Here is an 18623-nt window from a genome sequence, read left to right as displayed (position 1 = left end):
GGATGCACGGAGTATCGCGGCACGGAAGTCAGGGCGCAATACCGGCGGTTACCGGCCAGTCGGAGTGGATCAACGTTGACACTCTCCGTGCGCAATGGATAACTTATCGGCGTCGTCGCCACACCAGGAGCACGGGGCTCCATTGGGACTAGCGACGCGAAGGATGCTCTGCCGTTGACGACAGCGACCGAGATCCTCGGGATTCAGTCCTGCTTCAAGGTTCAGCCGTACACCGCTCATTGCCAGGTCATCTGTGCTGAGGGTGCGCATGCCTTGATAGGCGTTTCCCCGGGAAACAGCTATTTCTCTGCTCAACGGGTTCTTGATCTGGCCCGCTGGGGAGTAGAAAATTTCGACACTGTTCATATTCTCTATACAGACCGCCACATCGCCGAGATGTACGAGGCCTTTGGGTACGACCCGGAGCAGGCGCGGCGTAAGGCCGTGAAGAATCTGCGGGGTGTGCGGGCGAAGGTGCGGGCGGCCGTTGAGGCCGTCGATCCGGAGGGGCGGCGGGCCCGCGCCGTGGCCCTGTCAGACCTCGCTGACCAGCAGGATTACCGGCGTATCCACGACCATCTCTGGCACCGGATGAAGACCGACCAGGATTTCCGCCGCACCTGCGGCGAGCTCGTGGACACCTTCCTGACCGCCAAGGTGCTCGACGGGAACCCCGCCACCGAGGAACAGCGCGACGTCTGCCTCAAATACGTCTGCGCGGAGGCTCCGCTCTTCCTCGACACCCCGGCGATCTTCGGGGTTCCGTCATCGCTCAACTGCTACCACCAGCTGCTCCCGATGGCCGAGCTGCTGTATTCCCGCGGGGCCGGGCTGCGCGCCTCCCGTAATCAGGGACACGCCATCATCACGCCCGCCGAAGGAGACTGAAGGAATGACCGCCGACGTCCTGTTCGACCACCGCACAGAGCCACTCGACTTCCCCTTCGACGCCCGCGGCGACCGACTCCCGACGCAACTCGAGGCGTTGCGCAAGGAACCCGTCAAGAAGGTGCGCACGATAGCCGGGGATGAGGCCTGGTTGGTTTCTTCCTATAGCCTTTGCAAGCAGGTATTGGAGGATCCGCGCTTCAGCCTCAAGGACACTTCGGCGCCCGGTGTCCCGCGCCAGTACGCGCTGACGATCCCGCCCGAGGTCGTCAACAACATGGGCAACATCACCGGCGCCGGGCTGCGCAAGGCCGTACTGAAAGCGCTCAACCCCAAGTCCCCCGGCCTGGAGGACTGGATGCGCTCGTACGCCGCCGAGCTCATCGACAGCCTGGTCGCCGAGGGCGCGCCGGTGGACCTGCGCGGCCGGTTCACCAACCCGTACTCGGAGGGGCTGCACTGCAAGATCCTCGGCTTGCCCTTCGAGTACGCGCCGCGGCTCGCCGCCAGCCTCGACATCGCCTTCATGAACTCCGCCTGCCCGATCACCGGCGCCCGGCTCAACTGGGACCGCGACATCGCGTTCATGGTGGAGCGGCTCGACGACCCGGCCACCACGGGTCTGATGAAGGAGCTCGCCGCGCTGCGCGACGACCCGGACTTCGCCGACGTGCCGGTGGAGATGCTGGCGACGGTCGGGGTGACCATGTTCGGCGCGGGGGTCATCTCCACCATGGGCTTCCTGACCATGGCGATCTTCTCGCTCATCCAGCACCCGGAGCTGAAGGCGGAGTTGCTGGCCGACGCCTCGAAGCTGCCCGCGGCCGTGGACGAGCTGCTGCGGATCAACCTCTCCATCGCCGACGGCCTGCCGCGGCTGGCGCTGGAGGACGTGCAGCTGGGCGATGTCCTCGTACGCAAGGGGGAGCTGGCGCTCGTCCTGGTCGAGGGCGCCAACACCGACCCGGAGGCCTTCGCGGACCCGGAGCGGGTCGACCTCACCCGCGAGAACAACCACGCCCACCTCTCCTTCGGCGGCGGCCGCCATTACTGCCCCGCCACCGCCCTCGGCAAGAAGCACGCCGAGATCGCCCTGGAGACCCTCCTGGACCGGATGCCGGGCCTGGACCTCGCGGTCCCGGTCGACCAACTGGTCTGGCGCACCCGCTTCATGAAGCGCATCCCGGAGCGGCTGCCGGTGCTGTGGTGACCCACTGACCTGCCGATCCCGACGCCGGCGCGTCAGCGCACCTTCCCGTTGCGCTGCCGCGCCAGCTCCGCGTCCAGCTTCAGCCCCAGCAGGATCGCCATGTTCGACAGCCACAGCCAGGTCAGGAAGATGATGACGCCGGCCAGGGTCCCGTAGATCTTGTTGTACGAGCCGAAGCCCGAGGCATACAGCGCGAACCCGCCGGACGCGAGCAGCCACAGCAGCACGGCGACCGCGGCGCCGGGGCAGAGCCAGCGGAAGCCGGGGCCGTGCGCGTCCGGCGCGCGCCAGAACAGCAGCGCGACCATCAGCACCACCAGCAGGAGCAGCACCGGCCACTTGGCGATGCCCCAGACCGTCACGGCGGCGTCGCCCACCCCGAGCACCTCACCCGCGCGCCGCGCCAGCGGCCCGGTGAAGACGACAATGAGGGCGCTCAGCCCCATCAGCACCATCAGCGCCACGGTCAGCCCGAGCCGCAGCGGGGCGAGCTTCCACACCGGGCGCTCCTCCTCGATGCCGTACACGGCATTGGCGGTGCGGATGAAGGCCCCCACGTACCCGGAAGCGGACCAGACCGCGGCGACGATCCCGACCGCCGCCATGACGCCGCTGGTGCCGCCGCGCCCGTCCAGCTCCCGTACGGCATCCGTGAGCAGGTCGCGGACCGCGCCGGGCGCCAGATGGCGCACGCTGTCCAGCACCTTGTGGGTCGCCGACTCGCCGATGACGCCGAGGGTCGAGACCATCACCAGCAGCGCGGGGAAGAGCGAGAGCACGGAGTAGTACGTGAGGGTGGCGGCGCGGTCCGGAAGGTCGTCGCCCAGGATGTCCTTCCCGGTCCGCCGCAGCACCGCCCACCAAGACCGCTTGCGCGGGAGGATGTCCATACCCTGCGGGTACCCCGACCTGGCGGTTCAACGGCCCCGGAGGTAGGTTCCCTTTGGGATCAAGGCGCGCCCTGACCAGGCGCGTCGGCAAGCCGGCGCCGATCCGTTCGGCGGCCATCGCATCATGCACGGGGAGTACATCAGACATGCCCAATTCCACGGTGAGCCCGGCGATAGTCCTGCTGGGTCTGCTCGCCGCAGGACCCAGCGACAGCCACGCCCTGAAGCAGCGCTACGACACCCACTTCCCCGAGACCCGCCCCCCGTCGTACGCGCAGCTGCACGCCGTCCTGCTGGGCCTGGTCGAGGACGGGCTGGCCGAGCAGGAAACCCCGGCGTACGGCACCGAAGGCGTCAGCTACCGCTCCACCCCGCGCGGCGCGGCGCAGCTGCGGGCGTGGCTGCGCGAGATCGTCCGCCCGGCGCCGTTCGTCGCCGACCAGATACTGACGAAGGCTGTGGTGGCGGTGCTGGCCGGCTCCGGGGACGCGGCCGCCGGCTATCTGGACGCCCAGCGCGCCGCCCACAGCACCCGCGTCGAGCACCTCAGGGCCGCGAAGAGCGCCCCCGGCGCCACGCAGGCCACCGTCCTGTCCGCCGATTACGCGCTGCACCATCTCGCCGCGGACCTGGAGTGGATGAGCGAGCTCGCGGATCGCCTCGACGCGCTGGTCGTGGAGGTCCACTCGCGCTGAGGGCCGCCACAGGAGCAGTCCACTGGCAGCTGGTCCAGACCCTTTACGTGCACGCGTCAACGTGCGTCACTCGAATACGGAACGTCAGCACCTCGCTCGTATCGCGCCCCACGTCATCGCACGTGACACAGGAGGTAGCTATGCCGTTATTCCGTACTCCCCACCGAAGACTGGGCCGCCGCCGGACACTCGCGGCCGCCGGCGCCCTGGCCGCCGCGCTCGGGATGCTGATCGGGCTCAGCCCGAGCGCCACCGCCGCGCCCGACGGGTCCGGCGATCCGGTGCCGGTCGGCCACGCCTATATGGGCATGGGCGTCGACAAGGAGCAGTCGCCGCCGTCCGGCGCCGGCATCATGGCGCCGACCGACGGCGTGCAGGGCATCGACATCTCGCACTGGCAGGGGTCGATCAACTGGAGCGCGGTGCGCGGCGCCGGCATCCAGTTCGCCTGGATGAAGGCCACGGAGTCCACCACCTACAAGGACCCGACCTTCAACACCAACTACGTGAACGCCTATAACGCGGGCGTCATCCGCGGCGCGTACCACTTCGCCCGCCCGAACCTCTCCAGCGGCGCCGCGCAGGCCAACTACTTCGCCTCCAACGGCGGCGCCTGGTCCCGCGACAACCTGACGCTGCCGGGAGTGCTCGACATCGAGAGCAACCCGTCAGGCGCGCAGTGCTACGGCCTCTCCCAGACGTCGATGCGCAACTGGATCCTCGACTTCTACAACACGTACAAGTCGCGCACCACCCGCGACGTCGTCATCTACACCAGCCCCAGCTGGTGGAACACCTGCACCGGCAGCTGGAACGGAATGGCCAGCCGCAGCCCGCTCTGGGTCGCGCACTGGACCACGGCCGACAACCCGACCAAGCCGGGCGGCTTCTCCGCCTGGACCGTGTGGCAGTACACCAGCACAGGACGGGTCAACGGGGTCTCCGGGAACGTGGACCGCGACAAGTTCAACGGCTCCCGCGACCGGCTGCTGGCCCTGGCCAACAACACGCCGTAGCCGGGGCGGCCGGTGCGCGGACCCCCGTGCCGCGCGCCGGCCGTCACGCGCGACTCCTCAGGCGTTTTCGCCGTACAGCCTGGCGACGTCCGGGGAGTCGAGCCACTTGCTGTAGGTCGGCGACTGCGGCCAGCCGTCGGGCACGTCCTGCCACTCCTCCTGGCGGCCGTACGGGAGCAGGTCGATCAGCGGGAAGGTGTGGCTGAGCTGCTCGCTGCCGCGGCCGGTGGTGTGCCAGGTGCGGTAGACCGTGTCCCCGTCGCGCAGGAAGACGTTGAACGCGAAGCCGCCGCCGGGCGGGGCGTCCACGTCGGCGCCGAAGGGGCTGTTGGCGGTGGAGTACCAGTCCATCCTGTTCCCGACGCGGCGCTTGTACGCGAGGGCCTCGTCGATCGGCCCCTGCGTGACGATGACGAAGCGGGCGTCGTACGGCTCGAGGAAGCCCAGCCGGGTGTACTGCGAGGTGAGGCCAGTGCAGCCGCCGCACTGCCACTCCTTGCCCTCGAACCACATGTGGTTGTAGACGATCAGCTGCGACTTGCCGTCGAAGATGTCGGCGAGCCGCACCGGCCCGTCCGCGCCCTCCAGGACGTAGTCCGGCATCTCGACCATGGGCAGCCGGCGCCGCTGTGCGGCGATCGCGTCGAGCTCCCGGGTCGCGGCCTTCTCCCTGACCCGCAGCTCTTCGAGCTCGCGCTGCCAGGTCTTGGCGTCGACCACAGGGGGTAGTGCCTTGCCGGTCATATGAGCCTCCGTGCGTTACGGCGAGTGGTTCACCTGGGTAGACCGGGGCCCGGCGCGGAACTCATCGCTGCCCCTGAAAATACGGATCCCCCAGGCGCTGAGCGGTCCCCGCGTGCCGCTCAGCGCCCGACCCTTCCCGTCACCCGAGGTCCCCTCCACCCCGGGTGCCGGGTGTCTGTGGGCGGTAGTCGAGGACCACCGCGCCCGAGGCGAACGGGATCGCCTCGGCCAGCCGCCAGTACGACGGCGCCCCGCCGTCGCCGAAGAGCCGCCGGCCCGCGCCGACGACGATCGGGTGCACCCACAACTTCAGCTCGTCGATGAGCCGGGCCGCGATGAGTGCGGTGGTGAGGCGGCGGCTGCCGTAGATCAGCACATTTCCGTCATGCCGCCGCTTCGCCTCCACCGCCGCGGCAGCCGGGTCGCCGCCGAGGACGGTGGTGTTGTTCCACGCGGTCTCGCCGTCTCCCCCGGTGAGCGACGACGAGACCACATACTTCGGAAGGCTGTTCATCCTGACGGCGAAGTCACCCTCCGACTCCTCCTGATACGGCCAGGAGGAGGCGAATGCCTCATACGTGACCCGACCGAGCAGTAGCGCCTCGCTGGAGCGCAGCCGCCCGTGGGCGTATGCCTCGTGCTCGGCGTCGAAGTAGCGCCCCACCCAGGACGGGGACTCCATGACCCCGTCGAGGGAGAGGTACGTAAACGCAACGATCTTCCCCATCGTCTGCAATCAGGCCAGCGCGACAAAATGGTGGATTTTGTCGTTTCCGCAGGCCATGCACCCTCCTCGTCCCGTACTAAGCGCCCCGTCAAGATTGGAATGAGACAGGTCGCGCAACAAGTTGGCATAGTGGAACGTCCGTTTAGCCGCGCTCAACGAAACCGGAGGGGTCATGCTCGAGAGGCACGAGCTGGAGGCGTTTCTCACGCTTGCTGAGGAACTGCACTTCGGCCGCACCGCCGAGCGGCTCCACGTCACCACCGGCCGGATCAGCCAGACGATCAAGAAGCTGGAGCGGCAGAGCGGCGCACCGCTGTTCCACCGCACCAGCCGCAAGGTCGAGCTGACCGAGCACGGCCGCCGGCTCTACGACGACCTGCACCCGGCGTACGCCCAGCTGGAGACCGTCTGGAAACAGGCGGTGACGGCGGGCCGCGGCCTGACCGGCACGCTGAAGGCGGGCTTCCTCGGCGCCGCCGCCGGGCAGCTGTCGGCGCAGGCCGCCGACCTGGTGCGCCGCCGGCATCCGGAGATCGAGGTGCAGATGTGCGAGACGACGGTGTCCGGCTGCCTGGAGCGGGTGCGGGACCAGACCGTCGACGTCCTGCTGCTGCCGCTGCCGCACGCCGAGCCGGACATGGCGACGGGCCCGGTGCTGTTCAGCGAGCCGCGGATGCTGGCCGTACCGTCGAACCACCCGCTGGCCCGGCAGGAGACCGCGTCGCTGGAGGACCTCGCCACGATCCCGACGCTGCGGCTGCCGGACGGCGTCCCGCCGGCCTGGCATGCGGACCGCACGCCGGACCGTACGCCGCTGGGCAAACCCATCCAAAGGGGACCCAAGCTGCAGACGATGATGGAGGCGCTGGCGATGATCGGCGCGGGTGCGGGCGCGCTGACCGTGGGCGCGCAGCTGAACAGCTTCTACGGGCGCCCTGATGTGACGTACGTGCCGCTGACCGATGCCGGGCCGCTGGAGTGGGTGCCGACCTGGCTGACCACCAGGGGCGGCCCGACCGTGGACGCCTTTGTGCAGGCGGCGCGGGAGGCGGCGGCGCGGGTGTACTTCGGCGGGCGCGGCGCTTGAACGCGGGGGCCGGCTCATTCAGCCTCTTTCAGCCCGCCGCTCCCCCGGCCAGCAGCGCGTCTCCCAGCGGCGTCCGCGTATGGATCACCGCATTCGCATCCCGCACGCTCACGACAAGCCCGGCCTCCCGCAGCACCCGCGCATGCGCGCTCGCGCCCGCCGCCGACAGGCCGAGCCGGCTGGCGAGCTCCGTGGTGGTCACGCCGTCCGCCGCCGCCTCCAGCACCCGCGCCCGGGTGCCGCCGATCAGCCGCCGCAGCGAGGCCGCGACGTCCCGGGCGCCGGGCTCCGACGGCACCGGCCGCAGTGGGTAGACGAGCGTGGGCGGCAGCCCGGGGTCGGCCAGGGGAATCGGGTTCAGCCAGCAGAAATACGACGGGATCAGCACCAGGCCGCGCCCGTTCAAGTACAGATCGCGGTCCACCTGCTTGGGGATCTCCAGCACCGGCCGCCGCCAGCGCATCATCGGCGCGAACCCGCTCAGCAGCCCCTCCGTCCCGGACGTCCGCTGCAGCCGGGCCCGGCGCGCCAGGTCGGCTTCCGCATGCCCGGCCATCCCCTCCCAGCCGGGCGCCAGCACCGTCCGGTGGTACGCGGCCATGCCCGCCCCCAGGTCCGCCAGCACCTCGCGATCGGCAGCCACCAGCCGGCGCGCCCACGGCGCCAGCCGCTCCGGCACCTCGACCCGCGCGACCTCCGCGCGCAGCCGGCGCCGCGGCGTGGCCCGCAACGCCTCGACACCGGCCTGCAGGCCCAGCAGCCCCTCGGGCGGGGTGAGGAAGTCGGGAAAGTACGAGGCGTCCGGCGTCAGCGGAAACAGCACGTCGCGCAGCAGCCGCCCCTGCCCCGCCGCGCGCACCGCCGCCCGCGCCTCCCGCCGCCAGTCACCGAAGGCGCCCCCGCCATAGCCGGCCCGCAGCATCTGCAGGCTCAGCACCGTCTCCCACATCGGGTCGGGCCCGGACGCGAGCCGCGTACGCACCAGATCTACGCCCGTGAAGTGGATGCGCAACACGGCTCGCATGCTCCCACAGCGCGCCCGGGTTCGTAACCGCGTGTGCCTGGCTGACCACGCTCTTTCGCTCGGGAGCAAAACTCGCTTGCCCGAACGCAACCCCTGCGGCAAATTCACTTGGATGGACCGGCGCGGGCAACCGACGGCGGACGGGGGGTCGTCGGCTGTCCGCGCTTCCGTATGCCCATGTAGCATCCACCATCTGGATGGCTGCACTACGGCATAAGGGGTGAGGGCGCGATGGCGCGGTCGGGGTCCGCCAGTGCCGGGGGTACCGGCACCGGGACGCAGAGTGTGGAGCGGGCGCTGTCGCTGCTGTCGTATTTCAGCGATGAGCATCCCGAGCGGCGGATCGCGGAGCTCGTGGAGCTGACCGGGCTCGGGCAGTCGACGGTCTCGCGGCTGGTCGCCGCGCTGGAGACGCTCGGCTATCTCGTACGGGACGAGCGGAGCGGACTGCACCGGATCGGGCCGAAGGTGGTCGAGCTGGCCGGCATCGCGCTCAACCAGTCGCCGGTGCACCGGGCCGCGCGGCAGGTCGCCCAGAATCTGGCGCACGAGCTGGGGCTCGGCGCGAATGTGGCGGAGCGGCACGGCGACGCGATGTTCTATCTGTGCCACTTCGAAGGCCCGCAGGCACCGCGCTCGTTCACCCTCACCGGCCGCTCCGCGCCGCTGCACTCCACCGCGATGGGCAAGGCGCTGCTCTCCGGCCTCGGCGAGGCGCAGGTGCGCGAGGTGATGGGCGCGACGTACCCCGCCTACACCCCGCACACCCTCACCACGGCCGCCGGCCTCCTCAAGTCCCTCCAGGAAGTGCGCTCCCGCGGCTACGCCACCGAGATCGAGGAACTCGCCTTCGGCCGCGCCTGCCTGTCGGCCCCGGTCCGCGACCGCTCGGGCGACGTCATCGCCGCGGTCTCCGTCTCCGGCTCACTCTCGGCGATGGACCTGCCGCGCCGCCAGGACGAACTGGCGGCAAAGGTCATCGAAGCCGCCGACCACATCTCCACCAGCCTCGGCTTCATGGCCCAGGCGACCGTCACCCCTTGATGAGCGTGGTCACCTCCTCGCGGGCCCGCTTCATCGCGTCCTTCGGTGAGGACTGACCGACCAGGACCGCCTGCACCTGCTTGGCGACGGCCTCCTCGATCTGGGCGTTCTTCGCGTACGTCCAGAAGGGGCCGGGTGACGCCGTCTTCGTGATCTTCTTGGTCCAGTCGGAGGTGAAGGTGTCCGCCGCGACCTTCGGGTCGGCCAGCGCCTTCGTGGTGGCGGGCGGGTAGGCCACCTTCTGGAAGTAGTCGACCGCGGTCTCGACGTCCGAGGTCGTGTGCAGTGCGAAGTCGGTGGCCGAGTCGGAGCCCTCGCCCTTCACCACCGCGAGTACGCCGCCCCACAGCAGCGCCTGCGGATCGTCGCCGCGCTTGAGTACGGGCCGGGCCACCGGCACCATCGCGTCCGCGAGCTTCTTGTCCTTCGCGGTGGCGAGGGTGGCGCCCTTGCCGATGACCGCGTCGTCGTAGAAGCCGACCGTGCCCTGGCCGAAGAGCGCGCGGGCGTCGAAGCGGTCCACGTCCTTGGCGATGAGCCCCGCGTCGTGGAGCTTCTTGTACCAGGCGACGGCGTCGATGGAGGCGTCGTCGCCGATGGTGACGCTGCCGTTCTCGAGGATGGTGCAGCCGAAGGTCTGCATCCAGGGGAAGATGTCCTTCAGCTGCGCGACCTTGGTGGCGGCCGCGTACGGAGTGACGCCCTTGAGGTCCTTCAGTGCCCGCAGCGCGTCCTCGAACTCCCCGATGGTCTGCGGCAGTTTCTTGATCCCGGCCTCGTCCAGCAGCTTCTGGTTGCCGATCAGGCCGATGGAGCCGGTGCTCCACGGGAGTCCGTACTGCTTGCCGTCGTACTGCCCGCTCTTCTGCGCGATCGAGGTGTAGCCGCCCTTCCGGGCCGTCTCCCCCAGGTCGACGAGCTTGCCCATCTGCGCGATCGCGGCGAGCCAGGCGACGTCGAGGTGGACGGCGCCGGTGATCTCGCCGCCGTTGAGCTTGAGGGTGAGCTGCTGGAGGTATTCGTTGTACGGGTACGCGGTCGTCTTGATCTTCGCCTTGTGGCCCGACTCCCAGGACTTGACGATCTTGTTGACCATCGGCTTGGTGGCCTCTTCGTTCAGCGACCACGACGTGAAGCCGAAGTTCTTCGCCTTGGCGTCGCCGCCGCTGTCGGTGCTGCCGCCGGAGGGCGCGCAGGCGCCGGCGGCTATGCCGAGCGACGCGGCACCGAACAGTCTGAGAGTGGTGCGGCGGTTGAATCCGGGTGTACGCATGCGGGGTCTCCTTGAGGGCGGTCAGCTCTTCACCGCGCCGGCGGTGAGCCCGCCGACGAGGTAGCGCTGCAGGAACATGAAGGCGATGACGACGGGCAGCGAGACCACCAGCGAGGCCGCCATCAGCGCGGGCCAGGCGGTCTGGAACTCGCCGATGTACGTGTTCACCAGGCCCGGCGGGAGGGTCATGGTGTCCTTGTCGGCGAGCGTGAGCGCGAAGATGAAGTCGTTCCAGCCGCGGACGAAGGCGAAGAGCCCGGCCGCGATCATGCCGGGCGCGGCCAGCGGCGCGACGATGGTGTGCAGGGTGCGCCACCGCGACGCCCCGTCGATGGCGGCGGCTTCGAGCAGCGCGTCGGGCACGGTGTCGAAGATCCCCTTCAGCATCCACACGCACAGCGGCATGGTGAAGGTCGCGAAGGACAGGATCAGCGCCGTATAGCTGCCCAGGAGCCCGAACTGCCGGAAGACCGCGTAGAGCGTGATCAGCAGCAGCGCCTGCGGGAACATCTGCGAGGCGAGCACGAAGTTCATCAGCGACTTGCGGCCGCGATAGCGGAACTTCGAGAACGAATACCCCATGTACGTCGCCACGACCACGCTCAGCAGCGACGTCAGTACGGCCACGATGACGCTGTTGACCATGTAGTCGAAGAGCGCGTCGTTCTCGGCGAAGGCCCGGAAGTTGTCGAGGGTGAAGTCCGTCGGGAAGAGCTTCGGCGGGAACTGGAACACCTGCTCCTTCGGGCTGACGGACGTCACCAGCAGCCAGTACAGCGGCAGCAGCGCGAACAGTCCGATCACCGCGACCGCGATCCACGCGGCGATGGCGGAGCGGATCTGGTCGGGGCGGCGGCGCGGCCGGCGGGGGCCCGCCGGGTGACCGCGCCGGGCCTCCGGTGCGGTGGCCTCTTTGACCAGCACGGCAGTCACTTCGCCTCCCGTTCAGAGGTCTTGAGATACACCCCGACGAGCACCAGGAGCAGCAGCATCCACAGCCCGCCGAGCGCGGTCGCGTGGCCGAGGTCGTAACCCTTGAAGGCGTCCTGGTAGACGGCGACGGCGAAGGTCTCGGTGGCACCCGCGGGGCCGCCGCCGGTGAGGACGTAGATGGTGTCGAAGTGCTGGAAGTTCCAGATGAACTCCAGCAGGACGGTGATCGCGGCGACGGCCCGTACGCCCGGCCAGGTCACGGCGAAGAAGCGGCGCACCGCACCCGCGCCATCGACGGCGGCCGCCTCATGCAGCTCGCGCGGCACCGTCTGCAGCCCGGCGAGGAGCATCACCATCATCCAGGGGAAGCTCGCCCAGGTCTTGGTGATGATCACGGCGAGCATGGCGGTGGTGGGCTCGCCGAGCCAGCTGATGGACTCGTCGATGATCCCGGCCTTCATGAGGGCGCCGTTGAGCACCCCGTAGTTGGCGTTGAAGATCCACATCCAGAGGAAGGAGACGACGACGCCGGGGATCACCCAGGGGAAGAGGAAGAGCCCGCGCAGGAAGCCGCTGCCCTTGAGCCCGCTGTTGAGGGCCAGCGCGAGGGCGAAACCGATCACGAAGGGGATGGCGGTGGCGCCCACGGTGAAGACCAGGGTGTGCTGCAGCACCGGCCAGAAGTCCCGGTCGAGGACGTCCGCGTAATTCTGCAGCCCCGCCCAGGTGCGGCCGGGGAAGCGCAGGTCCTGCTTGAAGAACCCGGTGGTGATCGAGGCGATCAGCGGGTAGAGCACGATCGCGCCGAAGAGCGCCATGCCGGGCAGGGTGAGCAGCAGCGCGAAGGCGCCGTTGGAGAGCTTCTGCCCGTGCCGGGACTTTGGTGGTGGCGCTGTGCCGGTGGTGGTCACGCCCGGCTCCTCTCCGGTACGGCGGCGGGTGCGCCGCGCGGTCCTACGTAACCGAGGCCGACGCTGATCGAGTCGGCCGCCTCGATGGCCGCCCGCGCCAGCTCCGTCTCGCGCCGGTCGAGGGCGACCGTGGACAGCGGCCCGGAGATGGAGATGGCGGCGGTGATGGCGCCGGTGCGGTCGCGGATGGGGGCGGCGACGCAGGAGCGGCCGTGGGCGAGCTCCTCGACTTCGGTGGCGTAGCCGTGCCGGGCCGCCTGCTCCAGCTCGGCGTCGAGCTGCCGGTGGCTGGTGATGGTGGCGTGCGTGAAGCCGTGCAGTTCGGCCTCCGGCAGCAGCTCGCGGCGCTGCTCGGGAGTGAGGCCGAGGAGCAGGCACTTGCCGAGCCCGGTGGCGTGCAGCGGCTTGCGCTGGCCGGTCAGGACGGTGGAGCGCGGGGCCTGCCGGCCCTCGAAGTTGAGCAGGTAGAACAGCGCGGCGCCGTGCCGGATCGCGACATTGGCGCCGAGTTCGAGGCGGGCGGCGAGCTCCTGGGCGAGCTGCCGGGCCTCGCGGTGCACGGGGTGGTTGTTCACGGCGACGCCGCCGAGCGTGATCGGCGCGGTGCCGAGGCGGTACAGGCCGCTGAGTCCGTCGCGTTCGACGAAGTCCAGCGACTCGAGGGTGGCGAGCAGCCGCGAGGTGGTGGACGTGCCGAGCCCGGTGATCCGTACGACGTCGGAGACCCGCAGCTCGGGGTGCCCGTCTCCGAAGACGCCGAGGACGGCCATCGCCCGCTCCACGCTCTGGTTATTGCCCTGATCCGATGCCATCGACCAACTCCAGTGAATCTGCCTTGCAACATGCGGGATCGTTGCCCACATATTGCGTAGCCGTCAACCCTCGTGACACTCTCCCTCCAATTCGCCTGCCCCACACGGGACTTACGGAGGTCGTAATGCACGGCTTGAGACGAACCACCATCGCTCTCGCGGCAGTCGCCCTGCTGACCGGAACCGCCCCCGCGGCTTCTTCAGCGGAGCCGGCCGTCGCCGCGGGCCCGCCCGGGACCGGCTGGCGGCTCGCGTACGGCGACGAGTTCACCGGCTCATCGGTCGACACCGGCAAGTGGACCTTCCGTACGGATGTGAAGGCCAACAGCGCCCAGCGCCCGCAGAACGTCACCCAGGCGAACGGCCTGCTCAGCCTGAACCTCAAGAAGGAGGCGTACGCGGGCAAGGACTTCACCGGCGGCGGCGTGATCGCCAAGAAGAAGCTCCGCTACGGCTACTACGAGACCCGCGCGAAGATCAACGACGGGGCGGGCTGGCACACGTCGTTCTGGCTGATGGCGGGCGACGGCAGCACGACGTTCCCGGACGACCGCCGGACGGAGGTGGACGGCTTCGAGACGGACTCGGTGAACCCGACCAAGACGTCGCACAATGTCCACGCGTGGACCGGCCCCACGGCCGACGGGGCAAAGCACTGGGGCTCGGGGCACTACGACACGGGCACGGACCTGCGGGACTGGCATACGTATGGCTTCGACTGGTCGGAGACCGGGGTGAAGTTCTACCTGGACGGGGTGCTGAAGTACTCGGCCGCGTATGCGCCGTCGGCCGGCACGCACGACTACGTCTCGCTGTGGCTGACGTCCATCGCGTACGGCGCCACCCCGCCCGACACCGCCAAGCTCCCGTCCGCCGCCCAGTTCGACTACGTCCGCTACTGGCAGCGCGACTACTACGCCGACAACGACGGCCCGGCCGCGTACGCCTACTCCACCGCCGGCACCTGGCAGCGCAGCTCCCTCACCGGCTGGACCAAGGGCTCCCCGGTGGACTACGGCTGCGCCGCGGGCGCCCGCGCGACCTGGCGCCCCGACATCAAGTCGGCCGGCAGCTATGAGGCGTACATCTGGAAGACCGCCTCCACGACGGGCGGCGACCCCGCCGCCAAGGTGTCGCTCGACAACAACGGCAGCGTCACCAACCGCACCCTCGACGAGCGCTCCGGCAGCAGCGGCTGGGTCTCCCTCGGCACGCAGTCGTACGGGGCCGGGACCGGCGCCGCGGTGTCGCTGACCGCGAGCGGTGTGGGCTGCGCACACGCGGACGCGGTCAAGTTCGTACGGCGCTAGCGCGGGCCACCACGCCATGGCTTAGATTAGGCGAGCCTTACCTAATCTTTGCCAAGTGATGGGAGTCCCATGCCCCCGCTCGCCAGACCCGTCGCGCAGGGCCTGTTCCAGTCCGCGTACTCGGACCGGCATCAGGCCCTGTGGGTCACCGCCTCGGTCGGCCGCCCCCCGCTGGTCACCGACTCCCGGCTGCTGCGCCTCGACCCGCGGACGCTGCGAATCGAGGCGGCGTACCCGCTGCCGGTCACGGACGCGGAGACCGGGGCGGTACGGGCCGTATTCGGGGTCGCGGTGGACGACGAGCAGGACACGGTGTGGACCACGAACACCCTCGACGACTCGGTCTCCGTCTACCGCCAGGCGGACGGCGAGCACCTGGCCACCCTCCCGGGCGTGGCGCACGCCCGGGAGATCGTGGTCGACGCGGAGCACGGCACCGTATGGGCGAGCGCGTTCGGGACGGGGGCGCTGGTGGCGTTCGACTCGCGGACGTACGAGGAGAAGCGGCGCGTCACGGTCGACGGTGCCGGGCCCACGGGCCTGGACGTGGACCGGCGCACCGGCGCGCTCTACGCCGCCGACTTCACGCGCAGCCGCATCATCGAGGTCACGCCGGGCGCCGCCACCCCGCGTGTCCTCCCTGCCGGCGATGGGCCGCTTTCCGTCGCCCTGTCCGCCGACGGCCGTACCGCCTGCACCGCCGACCAGACCGGCGGCACGCTCACGGTGGTCGACCTGCGCACGGGCGAGGCCACCGCGTCCGTGCCCACCGGCGCGGGTGCCAAGTCCGCGTCCTTCGACCCGCGTACGGGCGAATTCCTGGTCGTCAACCGGCTCGCGGGCGACGTGACCGCCGTGGACCCGGGCACGGGCGCCGTCGTGCGGACGGTGCCCACGGGCAAGTTCCCCAACCACGTCGCGATCGCGGCCGGTGCGGCGTACGTGGCCGACAAGTCCGGCTCCGGACCGGCCGGCGAGGACGTACTCACCCGCATCGCCCTCGACGGCTGACAGCTCCCTACAGAAACCGCTCCCGCAGGTCGGGCCGCAGCCAGGCGGCGGGCGAGGAGATGCTGAGCCCGCCGTCCACGGGCAGCACGGCGCCGGTGATGAAGGATGCCGCGGGCGAGGCGAGGAAGTGGACGGCGGCGGCGACCTCTTGGGCGGTGCCGGTGCGGCGGAGGGGGTAGCCCTCGGCGATGTTCTCCAGCGGCGGGGCGCCGATCATCCCAGGCGCGACGGAGTTGGCGCGGATACCCCGCGGCCCGTAATCGAGGGCGAGCTGCCGGATGAGCCCCTCGACCCCTGCCTTGGCCGCGGCGTATCCGGGCAGGCCCGGGGCGGCGAGGAAGGCATTGACGGAGGAGACCGCGACAATGGCGCCGCCGCCCGCAGCCCCGCCGCCCCCGGCACTGCCGCCAAGGTGCGCCAGGGCCGCGCGCGTTACATAGAAGGCGGTGTCGAGCGTGGCCGCCTGGGCCAGCCGCCACTGCTCGTCGGTGGTCTCCGCGGCCCGCGCGACCGGCATCGCCGCGGCGGCCAGGACGAGGACGTCCAGCCGCCCCAGGGCGGCCACCGCCTTCTCCACGCAGCCGCGTGCCGTCTCCGGATCCGCGCAGTCCGCCTCCTGATACAGCGCGTACGCCGGGTGCGCGCTGCCGCGCAGGCCGCAGCCCGCGACGTGGTCGCCGCCCTCAGCGAAGGCCGTCGCGACCGCCTCCCCGACCGGCGACTCACCGCCGATGACGAGGACCCCGCGCGCCGCAGCCGCTCTCCCACGGCCCTGCCCGCCAGCCTCCGCGCCCAGCCCCCCGCCCGCCTCCGCGCCCCCGCCCCCGCTCGCGTCCGCCGCCAGGCCCCCGGCCCCGCTGCGACCTCCGCTCACCGCCCCTTCTCCACCCGGCTCGCGGGCACCGGCGCCGCCGCGGCAGGGAGCCCCAATCGGTCGAGTACTCCCTCCAACTGCCCCCTGACCGCCTCCGACAGGTCCTGCGCCGGCATCCGCACCGTCGCACTCGCCACGATCCCGCGCCGCACCAACACCTCCTTGTGCACAGCCCACGCCAGCCCAGGCTGCATCCCGAACCGGATCAGCGGCAGCAGCCGCTCGTACGCCGCATGGGCATCCGCCACCCGCCCCGCCGACCAGTCATCCAGCACCACTCGCAGCGCATCCGTGAACTCGCACGCCGGCATCGTCCCCACCGCCCCCGCCGCCAGCTCCTCCAGCAGGAAGAAGGCGTTCTGCCCGCCCAGCACCTCGAAGCCGTCCGGTGCCGCCGCCGCGACCGCCTCGATCTTCGGGGCGGTCGGAGCGGACTCGACCTTGACCGAGTCGACCCCGGCCAGCTTCCCGAACTCCGTGATCAGCGGTACGGGCATGGGCACCCCGGTCACCCCGGCGGCGTCCTGCACCATCACCGAGGCGCCACCCGCCCGCTCCCCCACCGCGCCGTAGAAGTCGACGAGCTGCTGCGCCGACGGCTTCGCCAGATACGGCGGCAGCACCATCAGTGCGTCCGCCCCGCCCGCCACCGCCTGGTCCACCTGCTCCAACGCCGTGACCAGGCTCGTCGGGCTGACACCGGCCACGACCGGCACCGCGCCGCCCGCCACCGCCGTGACGTCCTCCAGCACCGCCGCCCGGTCGGCCCCCGTCAGCGCGAAGCCCTCGCTCGCCATCCCGAAGACGGCGACCCCGTCGGCCCCGGAGCTCAACTGCCACTCCACCAGCCGCCGCAGCGAGGCCCGGTCCAGGCTGCCGTCGGCGGTGAAGGGGGTGGCTAGGACCGGGACGAGTCCGCGTACGGGCCGGGTCATGCGGTGATCTCCTCTGCGTGCTTGACGATGAATTCGGTGTCGACGTCGATGCCGAGCCCCGGGCCTTCCGGCAGCGGGATGCCCTCCCCCGGGCCGCCCGCGAGCGGCGTGCGCAGGATGCGGCTCGCGACCTGCCAGGTGGTGGGCTGGTATTCAAAGAACGGCATGTCCGCCACCGCCGCCGCCAAGTGCAGCCCGGCGGCGGTGACGACGCCGAGGCCGACCGAGTGGTGCGGGGCGACGGGTATGTGGTGGACGGCGGCCAGTCCGGCGATGGCGAGGGCTTCGGTGATGCCCGTACGGCCGACGTCGGGCTGGGCGAGGGACATCGCCCGCCTGCCCAGCCAGTCCGCGAACTCGTACCGGTTCCGCAGCGTCTCCCCCACCGCCACCGGCAGGTCGAGGCGGCGCTGCAGCTCGCCGTGGCCCGCCGCATCCTCGGGCACGAGCGGCGCCTCCAGGAACAGCACCCGCCCGCGCCGCTCCAGTTCGCGGCCGAGCCGGGCCGCGTCCGGCAGCCCGTACGCCCAGTGCGCGTCGACCGCGACCCGCAGCCGCGGATCGGCGCCGAGCACGGCGTCCACGGTGGCGAGATCGGCCTCGACGCCGCGGCCGAGGTGCAGTTTGATCCGGTACGCCCCCTTCTCCGCCCACTCGCGGGCGAGTTCGGCGCGTTCGGCGTCGGTGTCGCGGGGCAGCCCGGAGACGTACGCGGGCAGCACGTCGCGGAAGGCGCCACCCAGCAGTTCGGCGACCGGCAGCCCGGCGTGCCGACCCGCCAGGTCCCACAGCGCGATATCCACCGCCGCGAGGGCGTCCGCCTGGTGTCCGGCCAGATGGCCGCGCTCCCGCATCAGGTCGCGGAGCCGGTGCCAGGCGGGCCGTACGGCACCCACCGGCATCCCGAGCAGCACCGGCTTCAGCAGCGCGGCCACCGCGTGCCCCGGCACCTCGGGCCCGACGGGCGCCAGCGCCTCCCCCCACCCCGCCGTGCCGTCCTCGGCGGTCACCCGCACCAGCAGCGTCTCGAAGCGCGACGAGTACAGGCTGCGCCACGGCTCGCGCACCACGTATCCGCGGTCGTCGGTGAGTTCACTCCCGTCGTCGAGCCGCCCGAGGTAGGTCTCGTCGTGCGGCAACTTCAGGGTGTAGACCCGGACATCAGTGATACGGGGCATGGCACCATCCAAGCGATCAGCGATCAACTACGCCTAAGCTGACGGCAGATTCCCACATGGT

Annotated in this window: 19 protein-coding genes; 8 read left to right on the top strand and 11 right to left on the bottom strand. The window is 70.7% G+C overall.

The features are described from left to right. Positions 1–174: 174 nt before the first annotated feature. Positions 175–888 (top strand): tRNA-dependent cyclodipeptide synthase, encoded by a 714-nt coding sequence (locus ACNNMR_RS40895; RefSeq protein WP_419999803.1) that lies wholly within the window; start codon positions 175–177, stop codon positions 886–888. A 4-nt stretch (positions 889–892) separates the two neighbouring features. Then, positions 893–2098 carry a cytochrome P450 gene (locus tag ACNNMR_RS40890; RefSeq protein WP_419999802.1) on the top strand — a complete coding sequence of 402 codons (1206 nt, stop codon included), beginning with the start codon at positions 893–895 and terminating at the stop codon, positions 2096–2098. 32 nt (positions 2099–2130) lie between these two features. Here the strand turns inward: ACNNMR_RS40890 and ACNNMR_RS40885 are convergent, their stop codons facing one another. After that, positions 2131–2988 (bottom strand): YihY/virulence factor BrkB family protein, encoded by an 858-nt coding sequence (locus tag ACNNMR_RS40885; protein ID WP_419999801.1) that lies wholly within the window; start codon positions 2986–2988, stop codon positions 2131–2133. A gap of 146 nt (positions 2989–3134) precedes the next feature. Between ACNNMR_RS40885 and ACNNMR_RS40880 the strand changes: the two genes are divergently transcribed. Both ACNNMR_RS40880 and ACNNMR_RS40875 read left to right on the top strand, forming a co-directional pair. Beyond that, the gene (locus ACNNMR_RS40880) at positions 3135–3683 is read left to right on the top strand and encodes a PadR family transcriptional regulator (RefSeq protein WP_419999800.1); all 549 of its coding nucleotides are present in this window, start codon (positions 3135–3137) and stop codon (positions 3681–3683) included. 140 nt (positions 3684–3823) lie between these two features. Continuing rightward, complete coding sequence (locus ACNNMR_RS40875; protein WP_419999799.1) at positions 3824–4699, top strand: GH25 family lysozyme; 876 nt, start codon at positions 3824–3826, stop codon at positions 4697–4699. Between the two features lie 57 nt (positions 4700–4756). On the opposite strand, the gene ACNNMR_RS40870 is transcribed toward ACNNMR_RS40875, so the two are convergent. Beyond that, positions 4757–5443, bottom strand: a complete 687-nt coding sequence (locus ACNNMR_RS40870) for a DUF899 domain-containing protein (RefSeq protein ID WP_419999798.1) — start codon at positions 5441–5443, stop codon at positions 4757–4759. A gap of 139 nt (positions 5444–5582) precedes the next feature. Then, entirely contained in the window at positions 5583–6170 is a 588-nt protein-coding gene (locus ACNNMR_RS40865) for a dihydrofolate reductase family protein (RefSeq protein WP_419999797.1), read from the bottom strand. A gap of 172 nt (positions 6171–6342) precedes the next feature. Here ACNNMR_RS40865 and ACNNMR_RS40860 point away from each other — a divergent pair, with 172 nt between their 5' ends. After that, positions 6343–7257, top strand: coding sequence for a LysR substrate-binding domain-containing protein (locus ACNNMR_RS40860; RefSeq protein ID WP_419999796.1), 915 nt, complete (start codon positions 6343–6345; stop codon positions 7255–7257). Between the two features lie 28 nt (positions 7258–7285). On the opposite strand, the gene ACNNMR_RS40855 is transcribed toward ACNNMR_RS40860, so the two are convergent. Then, positions 7286–8281, bottom strand: coding sequence for a helix-turn-helix domain-containing protein (locus ACNNMR_RS40855; RefSeq protein WP_419999795.1), 996 nt, complete (start codon positions 8279–8281; stop codon positions 7286–7288). 231 nt (positions 8282–8512) lie between these two features. Between ACNNMR_RS40855 and ACNNMR_RS40850 the strand changes: the two genes are divergently transcribed. Next, positions 8513–9325, top strand: a complete 813-nt coding sequence (locus ACNNMR_RS40850) for an IclR family transcriptional regulator (protein WP_419999794.1) — start codon at positions 8513–8515, stop codon at positions 9323–9325. Here the strand turns inward: ACNNMR_RS40850 and ACNNMR_RS40845 are convergent. The 4 genes from ACNNMR_RS40845 to ACNNMR_RS40830 are packed head-to-tail and all read right to left on the bottom strand — an operon-like array spanning position 9315 to position 13254. Further along, on the bottom strand, positions 9315–10598 hold the full coding sequence (locus ACNNMR_RS40845) for an ABC transporter substrate-binding protein (protein ID WP_419999793.1): 1284 nt from the start codon (positions 10596–10598) through the stop codon (positions 9315–9317). The genes ACNNMR_RS40850 and ACNNMR_RS40845 overlap by 11 nt on opposite strands. Before the next feature lie 21 nt (positions 10599–10619). Further along, positions 10620–11522, bottom strand: coding sequence for a carbohydrate ABC transporter permease (locus ACNNMR_RS40840; protein ID WP_420000647.1), 903 nt, complete (start codon positions 11520–11522; stop codon positions 10620–10622). Between the two features lie 5 nt (positions 11523–11527). After that, a complete protein-coding gene (locus ACNNMR_RS40835; RefSeq protein ID WP_419999792.1) occupies positions 11528–12442 on the bottom strand; it encodes a carbohydrate ABC transporter permease in 915 nt (304 codons plus the stop codon). After that, positions 12439–13254 (bottom strand): IclR family transcriptional regulator, encoded by an 816-nt coding sequence (locus ACNNMR_RS40830; RefSeq protein ID WP_419999791.1) that lies wholly within the window; start codon positions 13252–13254, stop codon positions 12439–12441. Before ACNNMR_RS40830 ends, ACNNMR_RS40835 begins: the two co-directional genes overlap by 4 nt. Before the next feature lie 134 nt (positions 13255–13388). Between ACNNMR_RS40830 and ACNNMR_RS40825 the strand changes: the two genes are divergently transcribed. Both ACNNMR_RS40825 and ACNNMR_RS40820 read left to right on the top strand, forming a co-directional pair. Continuing rightward, a complete protein-coding gene (locus tag ACNNMR_RS40825; RefSeq protein ID WP_419999790.1) occupies positions 13389–14564 on the top strand; it encodes a family 16 glycosylhydrolase in 1176 nt (391 codons plus the stop codon). 69 nt (positions 14565–14633) lie between these two features. Then, positions 14634–15575, top strand: coding sequence for a YncE family protein (locus tag ACNNMR_RS40820; RefSeq protein ID WP_419999789.1), 942 nt, complete (start codon positions 14634–14636; stop codon positions 15573–15575). 7 nt (positions 15576–15582) lie between these two features. Here ACNNMR_RS40820 and ACNNMR_RS40815 read toward each other — a convergent pair whose 3' ends face one another. From ACNNMR_RS40815 to ACNNMR_RS40805, 3 genes are read right to left on the bottom strand one after another with little or no spacing between them, the layout of a single operon-like run. Then, positions 15583–16449, bottom strand: a complete 867-nt coding sequence (locus tag ACNNMR_RS40815; protein WP_419999788.1) for an SDR family NAD(P)-dependent oxidoreductase — start codon at positions 16447–16449, stop codon at positions 15583–15585. Continuing rightward, a complete protein-coding gene (locus tag ACNNMR_RS40810; protein ID WP_419999787.1) occupies positions 16446–17384 on the bottom strand; it encodes a dihydrodipicolinate synthase family protein in 939 nt (312 codons plus the stop codon). The genes ACNNMR_RS40815 and ACNNMR_RS40810 overlap by 4 nt, the downstream gene beginning before the upstream one ends. Next, positions 17381–18562 (bottom strand): mandelate racemase/muconate lactonizing enzyme family protein, encoded by a 1182-nt coding sequence (locus ACNNMR_RS40805; RefSeq protein ID WP_419999786.1) that lies wholly within the window; start codon positions 18560–18562, stop codon positions 17381–17383. The genes ACNNMR_RS40810 and ACNNMR_RS40805 overlap by 4 nt, the downstream gene beginning before the upstream one ends. Positions 18563–18623: the final 61 nt, after the last annotated feature.

This window comes from Streptomyces boninensis, from assembly GCF_048572725.1.
GTDB lineage: Bacteria > Actinomycetota > Actinomycetes > Streptomycetales > Streptomycetaceae > Streptomyces > Streptomyces boninensis.
This window is presented reverse-complemented; position numbering and strand designations above follow the sequence as displayed.